20 protein-coding genes are annotated in these 19,165 nt (G+C 70.5%); 9 read left to right on the forward strand and 11 right to left on the reverse strand.

Annotation, left to right across the window (positions count from 1 at the left end; translation table 11 throughout):
• Window positions 1-19: 19 nt before the first annotated feature.
• The 4 genes from pepN to ACGFIO_RS23555 all read right to left on the reverse strand — a co-directional run bounded on the left by pepN (window position 20) and on the right by ACGFIO_RS23555 (window position 4,210).
• Complete coding sequence (gene pepN / locus ACGFIO_RS23540) at window positions 20-2,416, reverse strand: aminopeptidase N (protein ID WP_392828622.1); 2,397 nt, start codon at window positions 2,414-2,416, stop codon at window positions 20-22.
• 150 nt (window positions 2,417-2,566) lie between these two features.
• Entirely contained in the window at window positions 2,567-3,298 is a 732-nt protein-coding gene (locus tag ACGFIO_RS23545; protein ID WP_392828624.1) for an AIM24 family protein, read from the reverse strand.
• A 65-nt stretch (window positions 3,299-3,363) separates the two neighbouring features.
• Entirely contained in the window at window positions 3,364-3,711 is a 348-nt protein-coding gene (locus ACGFIO_RS23550) for a metallopeptidase family protein (protein ID WP_392829011.1), read from the reverse strand.
• Window positions 3,712-3,781: 70 nt separating this feature from the next.
• Window positions 3,782-4,210 carry an OsmC family protein gene (locus ACGFIO_RS23555; RefSeq protein ID WP_392828626.1) on the reverse strand — a complete coding sequence of 143 codons (429 nt, stop codon included), beginning with the start codon at window positions 4,208-4,210 and terminating at the stop codon, window positions 3,782-3,784.
• Between the two features lie 67 nt (window positions 4,211-4,277).
• Between ACGFIO_RS23555 and ACGFIO_RS23560 the strand changes: the two genes are divergently transcribed.
• The 4 genes from ACGFIO_RS23560 (at window position 4,278) to ACGFIO_RS23575 (ending at window position 8,063) form a co-directional block, all read left to right on the forward strand.
• The gene (locus ACGFIO_RS23560) at window positions 4,278-5,036 is read left to right on the forward strand and encodes a hypothetical protein (protein WP_392828628.1); all 759 of its coding nucleotides are present in this window, start codon (window positions 4,278-4,280) and stop codon (window positions 5,034-5,036) included.
• A gap of 45 nt (window positions 5,037-5,081) precedes the next feature.
• Window positions 5,082-6,341, forward strand: a complete 1,260-nt coding sequence (serS, locus tag ACGFIO_RS23565) for a serine--tRNA ligase (RefSeq protein WP_392828630.1) — start codon at window positions 5,082-5,084, stop codon at window positions 6,339-6,341.
• A 109-nt stretch (window positions 6,342-6,450) separates the two neighbouring features.
• Entirely contained in the window at window positions 6,451-7,263 is an 813-nt protein-coding gene (locus tag ACGFIO_RS23570) for an HAD family hydrolase (RefSeq protein ID WP_392828631.1), read from the forward strand.
• Window positions 7,263-8,063, forward strand: a complete 801-nt coding sequence (locus ACGFIO_RS23575; RefSeq protein WP_392828633.1) for an HAD family hydrolase — start codon at window positions 7,263-7,265, stop codon at window positions 8,061-8,063. Before ACGFIO_RS23570 ends, ACGFIO_RS23575 begins: the two co-directional genes overlap by 1 nt.
• Here the strand turns inward: ACGFIO_RS23575 and ACGFIO_RS23580 are convergent.
• On the reverse strand, window positions 8,060-8,608 hold the full coding sequence (locus ACGFIO_RS23580) for a bacterial proteasome activator family protein (protein ID WP_392828635.1): 549 nt from the start codon (window positions 8,606-8,608) through the stop codon (window positions 8,060-8,062). The two genes, ACGFIO_RS23575 and ACGFIO_RS23580, sit on opposite strands and share 4 nt — an antisense overlap.
• A gap of 23 nt (window positions 8,609-8,631) precedes the next feature.
• A complete protein-coding gene (gene ddaH / locus ACGFIO_RS23585; protein ID WP_392828636.1) occupies window positions 8,632-9,459 on the reverse strand; it encodes a dimethylargininase in 828 nt (275 codons plus the stop codon).
• 68 nt (window positions 9,460-9,527) lie between these two features.
• On the opposite strand from ddaH, the gene ACGFIO_RS23590 reads away from it, so the two are divergent.
• Window positions 9,528-9,986 (forward strand): Lrp/AsnC family transcriptional regulator, encoded by a 459-nt coding sequence (locus ACGFIO_RS23590; RefSeq protein WP_392828638.1) that lies wholly within the window; start codon window positions 9,528-9,530, stop codon window positions 9,984-9,986.
• A gap of 20 nt (window positions 9,987-10,006) precedes the next feature.
• The gene (locus ACGFIO_RS23595; RefSeq protein ID WP_392828639.1) at window positions 10,007-11,803 is read left to right on the forward strand and encodes a beta-propeller domain-containing protein; all 1,797 of its coding nucleotides are present in this window, start codon (window positions 10,007-10,009) and stop codon (window positions 11,801-11,803) included.
• Here the strand turns inward: ACGFIO_RS23595 and ACGFIO_RS23600 are convergent.
• The 3 genes from ACGFIO_RS23600 to ACGFIO_RS23610 form a co-directional block, all read right to left on the reverse strand.
• Complete coding sequence (locus ACGFIO_RS23600; protein ID WP_392828640.1) at window positions 11,800-12,870, reverse strand: hypothetical protein; 1,071 nt, start codon at window positions 12,868-12,870, stop codon at window positions 11,800-11,802. The genes ACGFIO_RS23595 and ACGFIO_RS23600 overlap by 4 nt on opposite strands.
• A gap of 10 nt (window positions 12,871-12,880) precedes the next feature.
• A complete protein-coding gene (locus tag ACGFIO_RS23605; protein WP_392828642.1) occupies window positions 12,881-13,120 on the reverse strand; it encodes a DUF6457 domain-containing protein in 240 nt (79 codons plus the stop codon).
• 144 nt (window positions 13,121-13,264) lie between these two features.
• Window positions 13,265-13,816, reverse strand: a complete 552-nt coding sequence (locus ACGFIO_RS23610; RefSeq protein ID WP_392829013.1) for a molybdenum cofactor guanylyltransferase — start codon at window positions 13,814-13,816, stop codon at window positions 13,265-13,267.
• Between the two features lie 143 nt (window positions 13,817-13,959).
• Here ACGFIO_RS23610 and fdhD point away from each other — a divergent pair, with 143 nt between their 5' ends.
• Window positions 13,960-14,784: a formate dehydrogenase accessory sulfurtransferase FdhD gene (gene fdhD, locus ACGFIO_RS23615; protein WP_392828644.1), complete on the forward strand. Its 825-nt coding sequence runs from the start codon at window positions 13,960-13,962 to the stop codon at window positions 14,782-14,784.
• A 187-nt stretch (window positions 14,785-14,971) separates the two neighbouring features.
• Here the strand turns inward: fdhD and ACGFIO_RS23620 are convergent, their stop codons facing one another.
• On the reverse strand, window positions 14,972-15,859 hold the full coding sequence (locus ACGFIO_RS23620; RefSeq protein ID WP_392828646.1) for a DUF4192 domain-containing protein: 888 nt from the start codon (window positions 15,857-15,859) through the stop codon (window positions 14,972-14,974).
• Between the two features lie 73 nt (window positions 15,860-15,932).
• Window positions 15,933-16,436 (reverse strand): GNAT family N-acetyltransferase, encoded by a 504-nt coding sequence (locus ACGFIO_RS23625; RefSeq protein ID WP_392828648.1) that lies wholly within the window; start codon window positions 16,434-16,436, stop codon window positions 15,933-15,935.
• Between the two features lie 56 nt (window positions 16,437-16,492).
• Between ACGFIO_RS23625 and ACGFIO_RS23630 the strand changes: the two genes are divergently transcribed.
• Complete coding sequence (locus ACGFIO_RS23630; RefSeq protein WP_392828650.1) at window positions 16,493-17,374, forward strand: fructosamine kinase family protein; 882 nt, start codon at window positions 16,493-16,495, stop codon at window positions 17,372-17,374.
• Between the two features lie 368 nt (window positions 17,375-17,742).
• Complete coding sequence (gene moaA, locus ACGFIO_RS23635; protein ID WP_392828652.1) at window positions 17,743-18,963, forward strand: GTP 3',8-cyclase MoaA; 1,221 nt, start codon at window positions 17,743-17,745, stop codon at window positions 18,961-18,963.
• Window positions 18,964-19,165 lie beyond the last annotated feature (202 nt).

Raw genomic sequence — 19,165 nt, forward strand, 5'->3', positions numbered from 1 at the left:
CCCACCACCCTCCTCGGGGTCACACCTCTCGGTCGTCCAGCTCGTCGTCCCAATATCGGCGCAGCACGGCCGGCACGTCGGCGGTGAGGGCCGCCCGGACCAGCTTCAGTTCCCCGTCGGTCATCGGCAGCATCGGGAAGGCGTGCCCGACCGCCGCCGCGAAGGCGGAACCGCGCCGGGCCAGCGCCGGCGCCGCCTCGACGTAGGCGGCGATGTACGGCGCAACGAGATCGCGCTGGGACGGCGACCAGAGGCCGGCGGCGAGCGCGCGGAAACGGCGGACCGAGACGTCCGGGTCGGAGGTCATCGCCGCCCAGGCCGCCGCCTTGGCCTCGGCGGTGGGCCGGGCGGCCAGGGCGGTGGCCGCGCCCAGCTCGCCGGCGGCGGTGCCGTCGCGACGGCGTTCCGACTCGATCGCCGGCTCGTCCAAGGCGCCGAGCTCGGCCAGCCGGTGTACGGCGAGCCAGCGCAGCCCGGGGTCGAGGGCGATGCCGTGGTCGGTGGCGTCGGCATCGAGCCAGCGGCGCAGCAGCGTGGTGTCGGTGGTGGCGCGGGCCAGTCCGCGAGCCAGGGCCACGCCCCGCTGCTCGTCGCCGGTGCCGGCGGCCGCGCAGGCCGTCGCCACCACTTCGAGGGCGGCGGGTACGTCTTCCGGAGCCGACCGGCGCCGCACCAGCTCGTTGAGGGTGCGGTCGACGGCCGCGGTGACCAGCGTCGCCGACGGTTCGTGGGGGAGCTGGCGGGCCAGCAGTTCCAGGTGGGCCGCGGCCGGGACCTGGTCGAGCACGGTCGTCCACAGCACGGCCCGGACCAGGGGGTCGGTCAACGAGGTCAGGGCAAGCGTGACGGCCTGATAGGACAGTGGGTCGAGTTCCACACGGGCGAAGGTCTCGCCGTTCGCGTTGGGGACGACGATCAGGCCCGCCCACTCGGTGAGGGTCAGCGTCTCGTCGGCCAGGTCGACCAGCCGCGACTCGACCAGTTCGAGCGCCGCGGCCCGGGGCGCGTAGGCCGAGAGGGTGAAGCGGTGCGGGCGGACACCGTCGCGGGTCACGGCCGGCACACCGTCGGCGCCCCGGGTGACCCGGATGGTGTCGTGGCCGGATCGGCGCAGCCACACCGCGGACCAGGCCCGGACGTCGCGCGGGGAGGCGGTGTCGAGGGCGGACAGCAGGTCGGCGAGGGTGGCGTTGCCGAAGCGGTGGCGGGTCAGATGCGCGTTGACGCCGGCCCGGAAGTCGTCCTCGCCGAGCCAGGTGACCAGCTGGCGAAGGACGGCGTTGCCTTTGGCGTACGAGATCTCGTCGAAGATGGTCGTGCCGGTGTCCACGTCGGGGACGTCGGCGACGGTGGCCGCCACGGGATGGGTGGATCGGCGGCGGTCGGCCAGGTAGGCGCCGGGCTTGTCCCGGGCCTCGAAGGACACCCGGGTGCCCTCGTAGCCGGCCATCGACTCGGCCGTCGCCACGCCCAGGTAATCGGCGAACGACTCGTTGAGCCAGGCGTCCTCCCACCACACGGGTGAGACGAGGTCGCCGAACCACATGTGCGACATCTCATGGGCGATGACCATGGCCCGCCGCCGGTGGTCGTCGCCGGTGACCCGGCCTCGCGGCAGCATGCTCTCGTTGAAGGTCACGCAGCCCGGGCACTCCATCGCACCCCAGTTGAGCTCGGGCACGAAGACCTGGTCGTAGGAGTCGAACGGGAACGGCTCGGTGAAGATCTCGGTGAAGTGGTCGAAGCACACCTCGGTGATCCGCCGGATCTCGGCGGCGTCGCGGTCCAGCTCGGCGGTCAGCGAGCGCCGGGCGTGCCAGCCCATGGGTACGCCCCGATGCTCCCAGCTCACCGAATGGTAGGGACCGGCGGCCACGGCGAAGATGTCGCACGGGATCGGCACCGTGGTGGCGAACGTGAACCGCCCGTCCACGGCCGAGGTCAGCACGCCGTTGGACAGCACTGTCCAGCTCGGATCGGCGGTCACGGCCAGGGTGATCGGCGCCTTCAGATCGAGCTGGTCGAAGCAGGCGAAGAGCCGCTGGGTGATGTCCAGCCCGAGGTAGCCGCCGACATACCGCTGGCCGTCCACCGGGTCGACGAACGCGTGCATCCCCTCGCCGTCGCTGACATACCGCAGCCGCGCGTCCACGACCACCTCGTGCTCGCCCGCCTCCAGACCGGCCAGCGGGATCCGCCGGCCGTCGTAGTCGAGGTCGCGCGGGCGGCCGTTGACAGTGACCGCCACCGCCGTGGCCCGGTGCAGTTCGAGGAAGGTGTCGCCGCCGGTGCTGCGAAACCGCACGACCACCCGGCTACGGAAATCCTCGGTCGACGTCACGTCGAAGTCGAGATCGTAGGAAACCTCAGACAACATGGCGGCCCGAGCCTGGGCCTCGGCATAAGTCAGCGACACGACTTCAGGCTAGGGGACGGACTTTGCAAAAGGGTGACCACTCACGCACGTGGAGCGAAGCGACCTCGGCGGGAGCGACGGTCTGTACACCCCACAAAGCCACGACCCCAAGATCTTGACCTTGATCTCGGGGTCGTGGCTCGCGGTGGCTCAGCTGAAGAGGTTCCCCAGCATTCCGCCTTGCTGCTGCTGGCCGTGGGCGGCGCCGGCGATCCCTCCCGGCGGCTCCTCCGACGGCTGGACGACCACGAATCCCTGGCCGGCGAAGCTCATCGTGAAGCGCTCGCCGGTGGTGCGGCCGAGCAGTGTGCCCATGCCGAGCTGCTCGGCGCGGTGGTAGCCGGTCTGCAGGCTGGCCGACCAGCAGATCGCCGCCTGCGGGTCCACATAGGTGGGCTGGTCGACGCTGAGCACGACCGGCGTGCCCTTGGTCGTCACCGCGATCCGGCCGTGGCCGGAGAACACGCAGTTGAACAGGCCGGCGTTGCTGAGCATGCCGGCGCCCTGGACCATCTTGATGTCGTATTGGAGGGTCGAGTCGAACGCGAGGACGTTGGCGCCGTTGATGCTCAGCGAGTCGCCCGGCTCGATGTCGATCAGGTGTACGTCGGCGGCGTTCTCGGCCAGGAAGACGTCGCCGCGGCCGCTGACCCGCATCAGCGGGACGCCCTCGCCGGTGAGCTTCTGCTTGAGGAACTTGCCGATGCCGCCGGAGCCGAGCGCTTCGAACTGGACCTGACCCTGGTAGGCGACCATCGAGCCGACCCGGGCCATGAACTCGCCGTTGAGCTCGGCCTTCAGCAGCTTGGAATTCTGCAGACGGAGACCGGGCTGGGTCCCCTCCTTCTCGAGGTTGTCCGCCGAAAAGAGTTCGCTGCGCATCTTGTGCCTCTCAGAAAGTGTGGAAGCTCAGGGTACGGGCCTCTGACAAGGGCAGACAGAACCGTTCAGCCCCATCCGAGCTCGTGCAAGCGGTGGTCGTCGATGCCGAAATGGTGGGCGATTTCGTGCACCACCGTGATCGCCACCTCGTCGATGACATCGGTTTCCGTGTCGCACACTTTCAGCGTGGGCAGGCGATAGATGGTGATGCGGTCGGGCAGCACTCCGCCGTAGTCCCAGCCGCGCTCGGTCAGGGCGTAACCCTCGTAGAGACCGAGCAGATCGTCGTTGCCTTGGGGCGGCCGGTCCTCGACCAGCACGACCACGTTGTTCATCAGGTTGAGCAGCTCGACCGGCACCTCGTCGAGGGCCTCGCCGACCAGTTCCTCGAATCGTTCCCTGCTCATGTCCACCGGCACGAGCACCATTGTGCTCCGCCGGCCCCTCACTCAGGGGGACCGGCGGAGTGCGGAACGTCGTCGGTCAGGAGAGCGTGGCGGTCAGGCTGATCGCGGCACCAGGCGAGAGCAGGCGCGAGATGGGGCAGTTTTCCTTGGCGCCCTCGGCGATCTTCTGGAACGTGTCGTTGTCGATGCCGGGCACGTCGCCGACCGTCTCGAGCTCGATGCGGGTCACACCGAAGCCCCCGTCGGTCTTGTCCAGGTGCACCTTGGCGACCGTCTCAACCGAGGTGGGCGTGAAGCCGGCGTCGGCCAGGCCCTTGGAGAACGCCATCGAGAAGCAGCCGGAGTGCGCGGCGGCGATGAGCTCCTCGGGGTTGGTTCCCTCGCCCTCCTCGAAGCGCGACTTGAACGAGTAGTTCCCCTGGTAGCCACCCTGGCCGGTCTTGATCGTGCCGGAACCCTCGGTCAGGTTCCCCTGCCAGCGGGCTGATGCAGAACGAATAGGCATGGTGCCGACGCTAGTCCATCGCGTCCGCGCTGGCCGACGGACGGTTTCAATGGCAACAATGAGTGTCATGGCCGCAGAGCAGCCGACGCCGGTCGAGACGGTCGTCGAGTTCGGCACCACCCCGCCGGCACCGGGTCGCCGGCGCCGCTGGAGCATGTCCGGCGTCGTGTCGGGGCTGGGTTCCGACCGGCGTACGGTGCCGCTGGCCGCCGCCGTGGGCGGGGTGGCTCTGTTCGCGTCGCTGATCTCCGAGTGGCAGACCACCCAGCTGAACGACGGCGACGCGGAGCGGGTGATCGGCGGCAGCCGGCCGGTGCCGGCCGGGTTGGCCGACCTCGGTGCGCTCGGTACGGGCTACGTCTTCGGCCTGTTCCTGCTGGCCGCCGCAGTGGTTTTCATGCTGTTCGGCCCGCCCGCGGGACGACGCTGGGCCCGGCTGGCCGGGCTGACCGCCGCCGGCGTGCAGGCGGCGCTGCTCGGGGCGCTGGCCGAGACATTGAGCAGCACCACGCATTCGGCGGTCGGGCTGTTCGCGGCCGGCATGCCCGAGGGGCAGGTGCAGCTGTCGTACGGGCGCGGCATCTGGTGCGCGCTGGTCGGCGTGGGCACGGTGGCGCTGGCCCTGTGGCTGGCCGGCCGGCACCTGGCGCCGGCTCCAGCGGCCGGTCCGGAGGCGCCGGGGGAGCCGGCCGGCGAGGACGTCTGGACGTGGCGGCGGCCGCGCACAGCGATGGACGAGGACACCCCGGAGGCCCCGATCGACCTGACCGTCAGCTCGGCCAGCCCGTTCACCTCCCGCAGCGAGGACCGCGACGCCCCCGCGTGATATCGGGATGAAGCTCCGATCGGTACGCCGGTAGGCTCGGCAATCGTGATTGACCTGCGTCTGCTTCGCGAAGATCCCGAGTCGTTCCGAGCCAGCCAGCGGCTGCGCGGCGAATCCGCCGATCGGGTGGACGAGCTGCTGCGCGCCGACGAGTCGCGCCGGTCCGCCACGCAGGCCTTCGAGGCCGTGCGCGCGGAGCAGAAGACGCTGGGCAAGCAGGTGGCCAAGGCCTCCGGCGACGAGCGGGCGGCGCTGCTGGCCCGCACCAAGGAGCTGGCGGCCGAGGTGAAGGCGGCCGAGGGCGCGGCCACCGAGGCCGACGAGACCCTGCGCCGGGCCCATCTGGCCGTGCCCAACCTGGTGCAGGACGGTGTGCCGGCCGGCGGCGAGGACGACTTCGTGGTGCTGCGCGAGGTCGGCGACATCCCGGCCATCGAGGCGCCCAAGGACCACCTGGAACTGGGCGAGGGGCTGCGGGCGATCGACACCGAGCGCGGGGCCAAGGTGTCGGGGTCGCGGTTCTACTTCCTCACCGGGGTCGGGGCGCTGCTTCAGCTGGGTCTGCTGCAGATGGCGATCCAGCAGGCGGTGGAGCACGGCTTCACGCCGTCGATCACGCCGTCGCTGGTGCGGCCGGAATCGATGGAGGGCACCGGGTTCCTCGGTGCGCACGCGTCGGAGGTGTACCGGCTCGAGGCGGACGACCTCTATCTGGTCGGCACGTCGGAGGTGCCGCTGGCGGCGTACCACTCGAACGAGATCCTGGATCTTTCCCAGGCCGCCCGGTACGCGGGCTGGTCGTCGTGTTACCGCCGGGAGGCCGGCTCGCACGGCAAGGACGTGCGCGGCATCCTGCGGGTCCACCAGTTCGACAAGGTCGAGATGTTCTCGTTCTGCCGGCCCGAGGAGGCCGCGGCCGAGCACCTGCGGCTGCTCGCGATGGAGGAGGAGATGCTGGCCAAGGTCGAGGTGCCCTACCGCGTGATCGACGTGGCCGCCGGTGACCTGGGGTCGAGCGCGTCACGGAAGTACGACTGCGAGGCGTGGGTGCCGTCGCAGCAGCGCTACCGCGAGGTCACCTCGACGTCGAACTGCACCACGTTCCAGGCGCGCCGGCTGAACATCCGGTACCGCGACGCTGACGGTCGTCCGCAGACCGCCGCGACGCTGAACGGCACGTTGGCCACCACCCGGTGGATGATCCCGATCCTGGAGAACCACCAGCAGCCGGACGGTTCGGTCCGGGTGCCGAAGGCGCTGCAGCCCTACCTCGGCGGGCGCGACGTGTTGGAACCGGCACGGTAACTTGATCGCCACCGGCCCGCTACCAGAAGTCATAGGCGCTGGTAGTCGGGCCGGTGTACCGTTCTCCTTCCGCCCTTCGCGGGGGTCCACCGACCCACCGGAGGTTCACATGCCTCGCCCCGGACTCCCCAAGCTGATCGCCACCGATCTCGATGGCACCCTCGTCCGCAGCGACGACACGGTCTCTGCCTTCACCCATGAGGTTCTCGATCGGGTACGCGCGGCGGGCATCCGGATCGTCGGCGCCACCGGCCGGGGTCCCCGCCTCTCCTCCCTCACCCGGTCCGACATCAGAGCGGCCGACTTCCTGGTGCTGGCGCACGGCGGCTGGGTCTACGACGTGGCCGACCCGCGCCCGTTGCGTGCCTCCCGGCTCTCCGGGCCGGTGCTCTCCGCGCTGCTCGATGATCTCGAGGCGTCGGTCGGCCCGCTGACCGTCATGGTCGAAGCCTTGGAACACCCGGGCGCGCCGCTGTGGGGCACGCGGACGCCGGACTGGCGCTACGAGGTCGTGGTCGAGGAACGGACCCGGTCCTCGTGCCTGGCCGGCGATGTGATCAAGGCCTACGCGTGCTCCGCGTCCCATGACGTGGACGACTTGCTGGCCGCGGCCCGGCTGGTGGTGCCGGCCGAGGTGGCGTCGATCACGCAGGCCGGGCTCAACGTGATCGAGATCTGCCCGCCGGACGTGGACAAAGGGACCGGTCTGGCCGTTGTCGCCGAGGCCGTCGGTGTCGACCCGGCCGACGTCCTGGTCTTCGGGGACATGCCCAACGACCTGCCGATGTTCGCCTGGGCCGGCTGGCAGCGGGTGGCTGTGGCCAACGCACACCCGACCGTGCTGGCCGCGGCCGACGAGGTGGCGGGGGCCAACGACGACGACGGGGTGGCCGTCTATCTCGACCGGCTACTGTCGAGGTGATGCCCGCACCAATCCGCCTCGTCGCCTCCGACATCGACGGCACCCTGATCCGTGGCGACGGCACGCTCAGCCCCCGCACCATCGACGTGATCGAACGGCTCCCGGTCCCCTTCGTGGTGGTCACCGGCCGGCCGGTCCGCTGGTTGAGTCAGCTCTACGAGCAGATGGCCGAGCCGGTGCCGGCGGTGTGCGCGAACGGCGCGGTGGTCTACGACCCGGGCACCGACGAGGTCCTGGTGGCCAACCCGATGGACGTCGACCTGCTGCTGGATGTCACCAAAAAGCTGCGTGACGCCGTGCCCGACGTCTCGCTGGCCGTCGAGGTCGAGGACGGGCGGTCATTCTGGTACGACGAGAACTGGCCGGTGCGCTGGGAGGGCCAGGCCCAGGTGCGCGTGCTCGCCTCGCCTGAGGAGCTGACCTCGGCGCCGGCCGTGAAGCTGCTGGCCCGCTCGGCGTCGTCCGGGTCGCCGGACGACTTCTTCGCGCTCGTGTCGCGGACGCTGGGCGGGCTGGCCGAGGCCACCCACTCGTCGTCGTCGGCTCTGGTCGAGATCTCGGCCGCCGGGGTGACCAAGGCGGCCGGGCTGGCCTGGCTGTGCGAGCGCGACGGCTACACCGCCGAGGACGTGCTGGCCTTCGGCGACATGCCCAACGACGTGCCCATGCTGACCTGGGCCGGGCGCGGCGTGGCGATGGGCAACGCCCACCCGGCCGTAGTCGAGGTCGCCGACGAGGTGACGGCGACCAACGACGAGGACGGCGTGGCCGAGTTTCTGCAGAAGGCCTTCAACCTCTAGAGATATTGCCCGGCGCGGCCGTTCTCGGCTCCCTGCGGGCCCATCGGCAGGGCCGGACGGCCGGGTGTCGGGGTGCCGCCGCGCATCTGTTCGAGCTGCAGCCGGGCGGCCATCTGCTGGGCGACCAGGGCGGCCTGGATGCCGTGGAAGAGGCCCTCGAGCCAGCCGACCAGCTGGGCCTGTGCGATCCGTAGCTCGGACTCGCTCGGCGGGGTGTCGCCCTCGAACGGCAGCGACAGCCGCTCGAGCTCCTCGCGGAGTTCCGGGGCGAGGCCGTCCTCGAGCTCGGTGATCGACCGCTGGTGGATCTCGCGCAGCCGGCTGCGGCTGGCCTCGTCGATCGGGGCCGCCTTGACCTCCTCCAGCAGCTGCTTGATCATGCTGCCGATCCGCATCACCTTGGCCGGCTGCTCGATGAGGTTGCCCGGCTCCTCGGGCTTGAGGCTGCCGTCCGACTCGACCGTGCCCATGGGTCGCCCGTCCGGGCCCACCACAATGACGGGACCGTCGTCCTGCTTGGCTGTCGTCTGGTTGTCGTCGGTCATCGCACAATCATGGCGCAAGCTTTCTAGAGCCGAAGCTCGGCCACCGCGCACTTCACGCTGCCGCCCCCGCGCTTGAGCTCGCTCAACTCCACCGGAATCGGTATGTACCCGGCGGCTTCCACCTTCGCGGCCATCGCGGTCGCCTCCGCATTGAGCACAACGTGGCGCCCGTCACTGACCAGGTTGAGACCGAAGGCCTCGGCGTCGGCCCGGTCGGCGATCACCGCGTCCGGGAAGAGCTGGGCCAGGATCCGCTGCGAGGCCGGGGAGAACGCCTCCGGGTAGTAGGTGATGTGCCGGTCGTCCAGCGCGGCCAGGGCGGTGTCGAGGTGATAGAAGGCGGGATCGACCAGGCGGAGCGAGATCACCGGTTTGCCGAGGATCTCCTGCGCCTCGGCGTGGGCTGACGATTCGGTACGGAATCCGTGGCCGGCCAGGATCAGCCCGCCGTACGCGCCAGGCAGGTAGGCGAAGTCGCCCTCACCCTCGTTGACCTGCGCCGGGTCGATGAACGTCCAGGCCCCGTCGCGGTAGAAGAGCGCGTGGTGGGTGGCCTCGGCGGCCCGCTGCGGATGCCGGAAGAGCGCGCCGTAGACCGTGCCGTCGACCGAGAAGGCGCCGTTGGCCGCGTAGACCATGTCGGGCAAGCCGGGCTGCGGGTCGAGCACGTGCACCTCGTGGCCGAGGCCGGTCAGCGTCTCGCGCAGGATCTGCCACTGCTTCAGGGCCAGCCCGGCGTCGACCGCGACGGTGGTGTCCATCCACGGGTTGATGGCGTACTCGACCGTGAAATGGTCCGGCGGACACATGAGATATGTCCGGTTTCGCGGCAAGCGCTCGGTGTGGCTCATGATCTAAAGGGTAGGTACGCTCGGGGCGACGGAAACAGCTCCTTTTCTTGCTCTTTGGAGGCGAATCGTTGCAGATGGACGCCGTAGACCAGCGAATCATTGCGCTTCTGGTCGCCGACGCGCGCGCTTCCTACGCGGAGATCGGCGCGAAGGTGTCGTTGTCGGCGCCGGCCGTGAAGAGGCGCGTCGATCGGCTGCGCTCGCGCGGGGTGATCAAGGGATTCACCACGATCGTCGACCCGGCCGCGGTGGGCTGGACGACCGAGGCCTTCGTCGAGCTCTTCTGCACCGGCCGCACCACGCCGGCCCAGCTCACGGTGGCCACCCGGCGGCATCCCGAGGTGGTCGGGGCGTACACCGTTTCCGGTGAGGCGGATGCGCTCGTGCACCTGCGGGCGGCCGACATCTCGCACCTGGAACAGGCCCTGGAGCGGCTGCGGGCCGAGCCGTTCGTGACGTCGACCCGCAGCATGGTGGTGTTGTCCCGGCTGGTCGAGTCGGCGCTCCCGCTGGGAACCAATTCCTGACCGGGCCCGTCCCACCCTGCATGTCGCGCCGATTTCTCCTGCTCACCGCGCTGGTGCTCGCAGGCTGCACATCCGAACCGGCCCCCACCCCGCCGCCACCGGCCGGGGGCACCTTCAAGCTCGTCGCCTTCGACTCGTGCGAACAACTCCACGCCGATCTGAAGAAGGCGGCCAAGGCCTCGGTCGGGCCGTGGGGCTTCGACGGCGGCATTCGCCCGCGCGCGGCCGGAGGCGCCATGCCCGAGGGCGCCCGCACGATGGCCGACTCCGCCCCGGCGGGCAAGGCCACGCCCGCGTTCTCCGGCACCAACACGCACGAGGTGGGGGTGGACGAGCCCGACATCGTCAAGACCGACGGCAAGCGAATCGTCACCCTCACCCAGGGCTCGCTGCAGGTCGTCGACGCGGCGTCGCATCAGGTCACCGGCCGGCTCGCGCTCGAGGCTTGGGGCGACGCCGACCTGCTTCTCTCCGGTGAGCGCGCGCTGGTCCTGAAACAGGGCGGCAACCCCGAGATCTGGTACGACCGGAAGATGCCGGCGCGGGCGGCCGCCCCCGAGCTGATCCTGGTCAACTTGGCCGGCGCGCCCACGGTCATCAGCCGCTACCAGGGCGAGGGCCGGCTGATCGACGCCCGGCAGACCGGCGACACCGCCCGCGTCGTGCTCAGCAGCCGGCCGCGCATCACCTTCCCCGACCGGCCGACCTCCCGCGACGACGACCAGGACCGGATCGACGCCAACCGCGAGGTGATCGACCGCGCCGGGGTGGACGCGTGGCTGCCCAGCTGGACCGTGACCACCGGCGGCACCACCGAGAAGGGCAAGGTCGGCTGCCAGGACGTCCGGCGGCCGCCGGCCTACTCGGGCAAATCGCTGCTGACCGTGCTGACCTTCCCGCTGTCGGCGCCCAAGCTCGACGGCGGCCGGCCGGTCTCGATCGTGGCCGACGGCGACACCGTCTACGGCACCCCGACCAGCCTGTACGTCGCCTCCGACCAGCGCTGGCGGCTGGACCTCTTCCCCGGGCGGGACAACCGGGAGGTCAAGCAGCAGACCGACATCTTCCGGTTCGACGTGGCCGGGACCGAGCCGCCGGTCTACCGCTCGGCCGGGCAGGTTTCCGGGTTCCTGCTCAACCAGTACGCGATGTCCGAATGGGACGGTCACTTGCGGATCGCCACCACCGACGCCGCCCAGAACTCCTCGGCCGTCCGGGTGCTCAACACCGACCTGAAGCAGGTCGGAGAGGTGGGCGGGCTCGGGAAGAACGAGCGGATCTACTCGGTGCGATTCATCGGGGATCGCGGTTACGTCGTGACGTTCCGCCAGACCGACCCGCTCTACAGTCTCGACCTCCGCGACCCGGCGGCACCGAAGGTCACCGGCGAGCTGAAGATCACCGGATATTCCGCGCACCTGCAGCCGGTCGGGCCGGACCGCCTGATCGGGATCGGCCAGGAGGCGTCCGAGGAGGGGCGACGACAGGGCACTCAGGTGTCGCTGTTCGACGTGTCCGACCCGGCGGCGCCCCGGCGGCTGGCCCAGCACCACGTGCGGGACGGCTGGTCCGAGGCCGAGTACGACCCGCACGCCATCCTCTGGTGGCCGGACACGAAGCTGTTCGTCGTACCCATGAACGACCGCGCCCTCGCCCTCCGGGTGACCGGCGACGGCCTGACCAAGGTCGGTGAGATCGGCGACCGGCCGATCCGGCGCTCCCTGGTCATCGGCGACGAGCTGTGGTCACTGAGCGACGACAGCCTGCGCGTCTCCCGGCTGTCCACCCTGGCCGAGATCGGGTCGGTGAAACTTTAGATATACATGCCTGGGCGGTGGTCGGAGTCGTCGCGGCCGCCGCCGGCCGGCTTGTCGCCTTCGCCGAAGAAGCGCTTGCCGCCGAACTCGCCGTGCAGCCGGTCGTCGAGCTCGTCGGCCAGCCCGGTCATCACCTGCACGGCCAGCATCAGGTGGGACGCCTGGAAGTTGCGGCCGAACACCGGGATCGAGGCCCACACGGTGTCCTGGGCGACGTAGAGCCGGCCGATCGGCATGCGGTTGGTCAGCTCGGACAGCTTCACGTAGAGCGTCTCGGTCGGCTCGACCTCGGTCAGGATCGGCGAGAAGACGTCGACCAGCGGCGGGTTGTCGCGGACCCGGACGAACACCATGGCCGACCCGGCCCGGATGCCGATGTCGCCGTCGGCGTCCTCCTGGAGCTGGTCGACGCTGGTCTTGGACATCGTCGCGATCACCGTTCGGACCCGCTCCTCGAGCGGGATGGCCTCCTCGGCGGCGTGCGCGAGCGCGGCCGCGCCCTGCAGGTCGTCGAAGTTGAGGCCCTCCTCCAGGCTCGGCTCGTGCCGGGCGGAGCCGAGCGGCGCGGTGTCCACCGGCTCGTCGTCGATGTCGTGCACCAGGTAGACCAGGAAGGCCGGGTGGGGTGCGCCGTACACGTCGCGCAGTGTGCGGGTGACGGTTGTCGAGATCCGCGCGGACTGGTCGGCGGTCGAGCGCAGCCCGAACGAGTCACCCGAGTCGGCCTGCACGCCCGGCGGCGACCAGCCCAGCGCGATCAGGTCAGCGACCGCGGCCCGGTCCATCCGGAAGCCCTGGGGCAGCTCGGCGTTGCCCACGGCGAGCGCCTCGACCACGCCGTCGTCGAGCACGCGGAGGCTGATCGAGTAGATCGCGGTGCCGGTGCCGGACGCCGTCGGGTCGAGCGTGATGTCGATGTGCCCGCCCGTGGCCAGCTCGGGAAGCAGCTTGGCCAGCGCGCCCGCGAACTCCTGCCACGCCTCGGTCACCTTGGCGCGCAGGTCGGAGGTGGTGGGCTCGTCGAGCAGGATGCCCTCGGGCTGCTCGCCCGTCGTGTCCGCGGTCATACCCGCCACCCTATCGAGTGGTTGTTTCCCACGAGCGGGCCAGCTCAGAGACCCGTCGCGCGACATCGGCGGGGTCGGCTCCGCGTCCCACGGCCACCCCCATCAGGTACGCGGTGACGGGCGCGCCCGGACGCAGCACCTGATGCGCGACATCCCGGGCGACGTCCAGGATCGTCGTCGTCTGATTGTCAGTTTCGGCCAGGCCGAGCTCGTCGATCACTTTTCCGACCCAGGCGTCGAGCTGATTCATCTAGCTCGCCCACTCTTCCGCGGTCCGCAGATCATCGTCGGTGTCACAGTCCCAGGCGTCGAGCTGATTCACCTAGCTCGCCCACTCTTCCGCAGTCCGCAGATCATCGTCGGTGTCACAGTCCCAGGCGTCGAGCTGATTCACCTAGCTCGCCCACTCTTCCGCAGTCCGCAGATCATCGTCGGTGTCACAGTCGAACCACGGCGGCGGCCCGGGCCGGCGCCACGACACTTCGGCCACGCGCAGGTGCTCCATCAGCTCGCGGACCGACGCGCCGTGCAACTCGCCCCGCTCCTCGGCCAGCCGGTTTACCGCCTCGCGCAGGGCCTTGGTCCGCCACACCCCGCACAGCATCTGCCGGCGCCCGTCGGCGTCGCGGTAGACCGCGCCCTGCATCGGTGACGACTCCAGGGTCAGCCGCAGCACGTCGATCGCCTCGCCGGTGAGCAGCGGCAGGTCGGCGGCGAGCAGCGCGGTGAACGCCACGTCCTCGGGCACCAGCTTGAGCCCCGCCGAGGTGCCCGCGACCGGACCGCCGCCGGGTGGCTGCTCGCTCGTGCCGTGCACCTCGACCGGCAGGTCGGGCGGCACCCGGCCGACCACCACGCGCGGGTCGGCGTCGTGCACGGCGGCCAGCACCCGGGTCAGCATCGACTGGCCCGCGACGGGCAGGGTCGGCTTGTCCGCACCACCCATCCGACGCGCCGCTCCGCCGGCCAGGACCACCGCCGCAAATCCCCCCACGTACGTACCGTATCCCGGCGACGACTCTGTCGTGACTCGCACGCGACCGCACGCGGCCGGTGTGCGGACGCCGGATCCGCGCTTACGCTCGACGTATGGCCCGGACCATGAACCGCCGCCCCGTGACAAAGATCAATCTTGCCGGCTCGGATCTTCGCCGCCGCCCCGACGACCTCGCCGCCGAGGAGCCGCTGGAGATCCGCGTCCGCAAGGCCCCGCTCGCGGTGACCATGCGCACCCCCGGCCAGGACATCGATCTGGCGATGGGTTTCCTGCTCACCGAAGGCGTGATCAGCAGCGCCGGCGACGTGGTGACGGCCCAGCTCTGCGCGGGCACGGACACCCCGAACACCTACAACGTGGTCGACGTGGTCCTCGGCGCGGACGTCCCGCCGCCGGTCACCGACCCGAGCCGGAACTTCTACACCACCTCCTCCTGCGGCGTGTGCGGAAAGGCGAGCATCGATGCCGTCCGGACGCGGTCACAGTTCGACATCGGCGCCGACGGCGTTTCCGTGACAGCCCAGACACTTGCCGCGCTTCCCGACAAATTGCGCGCGGCTCAGCGGACCTTCGACCGCACCGGCGGCCTGCACGCCGCCGGCCTGTTCACGGCCGACGGTGAACTGCTGGTGCTGCGCGAGGACGTCGGCCGGCACAACGCGGTGGACAAGGTGATCGGCTGGGCCCTGCGCGAGGGCCGGCTGCCGCTGACCGGGCACGTGCTGCTGGTCTCTGGGCGGGCCAGCTTCGAACTGACCCAGAAGGCCTGGATGGCCGGCATCCCGCTGCTGGCGGCGGTCTCCGCGCCGAGCACCCTGGCCGCCGAGCTGGCCGACGAGGCAGGCATGACCCTGGTCGGCTTCCTGCGCGGCCCGTCCATGAACGTGTACGCGGGAGCACACCGGGTGACCGTCTGACCGCCCATCGGCGTTCATCCATGCTCGCGAGGCCGCGGGCATGTCTGTCGCGCGCAGAACTCTCCTCCTCGGCAGCGCCGCCGCCTTCCCCTCTCGACCCTCCGCGCCGACCCCTTCACCCTTGGTGTGGCGTCGGGCGCGACCCGGAACCGGACGGCGTCGCGCTGTGGACGCCCGACCCCGCCGGTTACCGCGGCCTGACGGCATACAACATCGCATCGAGTGCTCCCGCCATCTTGTGGTCCGGGTCCGCGGCCAGAGCCCGGTCCACGGCGATCCGAGCCACCGAGCCCTGCCCGCTCCGCCACGCCACGTAGGCCAACAGACAGGCCGGTCCGGCTACATACCTCTCGTCGGCCCGGCGCACCAGGTCGGTCCAGAGTCCCTGAAGGTCGTCCCTCGGTGCGTTCCAGACGGATCCGAAGACGAACGAGCGGGCCAGCAGAACGGTGAGCCAGGCGGCGGGCAGGTCCTTGAGCCGGCCGCCGGCGCGATGACGGCGCTCGGCCGCCCGGACGGAGATCACCCCCGCCCGCCGTACCGCGCGTTTCAGCTTCTCCTCGGTCGGCGCCTTGCGCTCCATCGCCGCCATCCGGGCCTCGGCCCGCCGGGTCGCCGCGGTCATCGCCTCGCGCTCGGCGCCGGACACCGGGGCCTGCTCGGCCGCCAGGGCGGCTCGGCTGGGCAGGGCGCGCAGGCCGTGATAGGTGGCGGACGCGGCGGCCACGGACGAGGTGGGTATCGGCCGGCGGCGGTGCGGATCGGCCGGCGACCAGTAGTGGCCGTCGTGCACCCGTAACTCCTCGAGGACCGGGACCCCGGCCCGGCGCAACTCGTCGGCGAGCCGGCCCGTACCGCGTTCTCCCCCTCCGTACCCAAGGATCAAAGCGCTGGTCACACCGTGCCGGCGGCAAAGGTCGGCGGCGACCGACGGATCGGCCGGCTGCTCCGCGCAGAGCGTCAGCTCGACCTGGCGGTCGCGGAGAGCGACCACGACCAGGTCGTTGTCAGGGTGATAGCCGAGCAGGTAGGGGACGGCGGCGACGAGCTCATCGGCGGAGCGGAGGGTCAACATGGTGGCAAGGCTCGCGGGTGCCGCCGCCGGGCGCCGCTGGCCTGTGGGCAGCGCCGTAGTGTGGATAACTCGCTTACGAACGGAACGGCAGTTCGTGCAGCTCAAGGCCCTCCTGCTGCCAGACGTGCTGCTGCCGGTCGAGGTCCATCGTCAACTCGAACGAGGAAACCACGTCGTAACCGGCGGCGTGCAAGCTCCGGATCGCGTCCACGTTCCGCGACGCCGGCGAGATCGTCAGCGAGGACATGCTGCGCTTCTTCGCCTCGGCGGCGACATGCCGCAACAGCCGCCGGCCGACACCCTTGTGCCGGTGCGACGTCGTCACCACCACCGGCTCCACCTCGCCGCCCCGCCCCCGCATGACCAGACCGACCATCCCGATCACCCCGTCATCGGCGTGCTCGGCCACCCACAGTCCGCCGAGATCCAGCCGGGTGAGGTATTCCTCGAACCCGGAACCGGCGTCGTCGGCCGGCCCGCCGTACATCCGATTGTGCTGATTGGTCAGCTCCGACCAGAGACGACGGCCGGCAGCATGATCGGCCGGCCGGTACGAACGCACTGTGACAGGGCTCATGCGCACAGTTTGACTCCGATTCGGGACGTCCGTAACCCGAAGTGCAAGATAGGGCGGTGGATCTGCCGTACCTCCGCGCGCACCCGCAGCACCTCCCGACATTTCTGGAGCATCAGCGCATCCGCGAGACCCCCGTGCCCGGCGGAGACGTGTCGCGCGCGTCCCGCCTCACCCTCGACGACGGCACGTCCCTGTTCACCAAGACCTGGCCGACGGGTACGCCGCCCGAAGGCTTCTTCGAGGCCGAGGCGGCCGGCCTGTCCTGGCTGTCGTCCCCCGGCGCGATCCCCGTCCCGTCAGTGCTGGCCGCCCTGCCGACCATGATCGCGCTGGAATGGATCGAGCCCGGCCCACCGTCCCCAGCGGCGGCGGCCCGGTTCGGCCGCGAGCTGGCAGCCCTGCACCGCTCCGGGGCGCCCGGATTCGGTGCCTCGTGGGCCGGCTACATCGGCCCGCTACCCCTGGACAACACGGTGTCGGCCGGCCCGTGGGGCCCATGGTTCGCGGAACGCCGCCTCCAGCCGTACCTCCGCCTCTCGGCCGACCGAGGCGCCCTGACCCCGGCCGACGTCCAGGCTGTGGAGCAGACGATCAAGATCCTTTCGGGGTACGACCAGAGTGAGCCGGCCTCGCGCATCCACGGGGACCTGTGGCCCGGGAATGTGCTGTGGTCGGCTGACGGGCGCGGGTGGCTGATCGATCCGGCCGCGCATGGCGGGCACCGGGAGACTGACCTGGCCACGTTGGGGCTCTTTGGTGGGGCGCCGTCTGTGGATGTGATTTTGGGGGCCTACCAGGAGGAATACCCGTTGGGGGACGGGTGGGAGGCTCGGGTGCCGGTGCATCAGTTGCATCTGCTGCTGGTGCATACGGCGGCGTTCGGGGAGGCGTACGCGGCGGGGGTTCGGTCGGCGGCGGCCGCTAGTCACCGGCTCTGACGTTGCTTCGCTGCCGCGCCGCCGCATGCGCCCAGCCCTGGTCGCGGGCGCACCTTGAGCCCGGCGGCCCCGCGCCCTGGGCGTCGTTGTTGGCGCACCGCCACCTCCCCCACCCCTTCCACTGGGTGGGCGGCAACGTAGCTCGGCGGTGCGACATTTTCGCCTCCCTGTCCACAGGGCGGGTTCATTCACCGGCGTTTGCGGGACGGTCTGAGGTGTGGGCGCGCAGATGCCCGGCCTGATCTCGATAAGCGCCCTCAGGTGCTGGCCGGGGCTGCTTATTGGCGTGGTCAATCTTGGGCGTGTAGTTATCCACAGGATTGATCGGGCTTCGCTCCGGTGGTCGCGGGCGGGCTAGTTTTGACCGCGTGAGCGAGCTTCGCGAGCGCCTGGACGGTCCCGAGACCATCGCGCGTGGTGGTGGGCGGGTCATCGGTGTGCGTCGCGATTTGGTTCCGCCGGAGATGGGCGAGGCGGCCCGAGTAGTTTCGCCGCCGACTGGCGACGGGGTCCAGTTGGCTCCGGCCGCGGATGGCGACAGGGGCCAGGTGGTTCCGGCGGCGGATGGCGACGGGATTCAGCTGGGGAAGCTGGCCGACCGGTTTGGGCGGGTGGCTACTGATCTTCGGGTTTCGTTGACGGATCGGTGCAATCTGCGGTGCACCTACTGCATGCCGGCGGAAGGGCTTGCCTGGTTGCCGCGGGAGGAGCAGCTCAGCGACGACGAGGTGATCCGGCTGGTGCGGGTCGCGGTTGAGCGGCTGGGCGTGACGGAGGTTCGCTTCACCGGTGGGGAGCCGCTGATTCGGCGCGGGCTGGTGCGGATTGTGCGAGAGACGGTGGCTTTGCGGCCGCGGCCTCGGGTGTCGATCACGACGAACGGGATCGGGCTGGAGCGGCTGGCCGAGTCGTTGCGCGAGGTCGGGCTGGATCGGGTCAATGTTTCGCTCGACACCTTGGATGCGGTGCGGTTCGAGGCGTTGACCAGGCGGGATCGGCATGCGGATGTGCTGGCTGGTTTGGCCGCGGCGGCGCGTGCGGGGCTGACGCCGGTGAAGATCAATTCGGTGCTCATGCGGGGCGTCAATGACGATGAGGCACCGGCTTTGTTGCGGTTCGCGCTTGATCATGGGTACGAGCTGCGCTTCATCGAGCAGATGCCGCTGGACGCGCAGCATCAGTGGGACCGGCACACCATGGTTACCGCGGACGACATTCTGGCGGCGTTGGCGGGCTTCGATCTGCGGCCCGATGAGGTTTCACGTGGAACAGCGCCGGCCGAGACCTGGATCGTTCCGGGGTACCGGGCGCTCGATGGTGGGGTCGCTCGGGTCGGCGTTATCGGTAGCGTGACCAGGCCGTTCTGCGGGGACTGTGACCGCACTCGGTTGACGGCTGACGGTCAGATCCGTAACTGCCTCTTCGCAAGGGACGAGTCGGACCTGCGTGGGCTTCTTCGCGACGGCGCCACCGATGAGGCGATCGCTGGTGCGTGGCAGAACGCCATGCTGCCCAAGCTTCCCGGCCACGGCATCGACAATCCCGCGTTCCTGCAGCCGACCCGGCCGATGTCGGCGATCGGCGGCTGACCGCATGCGGGCGGCAGCACGGATAGGCGGCGCGCGGGTGGGCCCGGCAGCACAACTGGCCCCGGCAGCGCAGGCAGGAGCGGCAGCACCGATGGGCCTGGCAACGCTGATAGGTGGCACAGCGTGGGTGAGCGCGGCGCCACGGGTGGGCGCGCCAACACGGGTGGGCGCGGCGCCACGGGTGGGCGCGGCGCCACGGGTG

The organism is Actinoplanes sp. NPDC049265 (assembly GCF_043197135.1).
Taxonomy (GTDB): domain Bacteria; phylum Actinomycetota; class Actinomycetes; order Mycobacteriales; family Micromonosporaceae; genus Actinoplanes.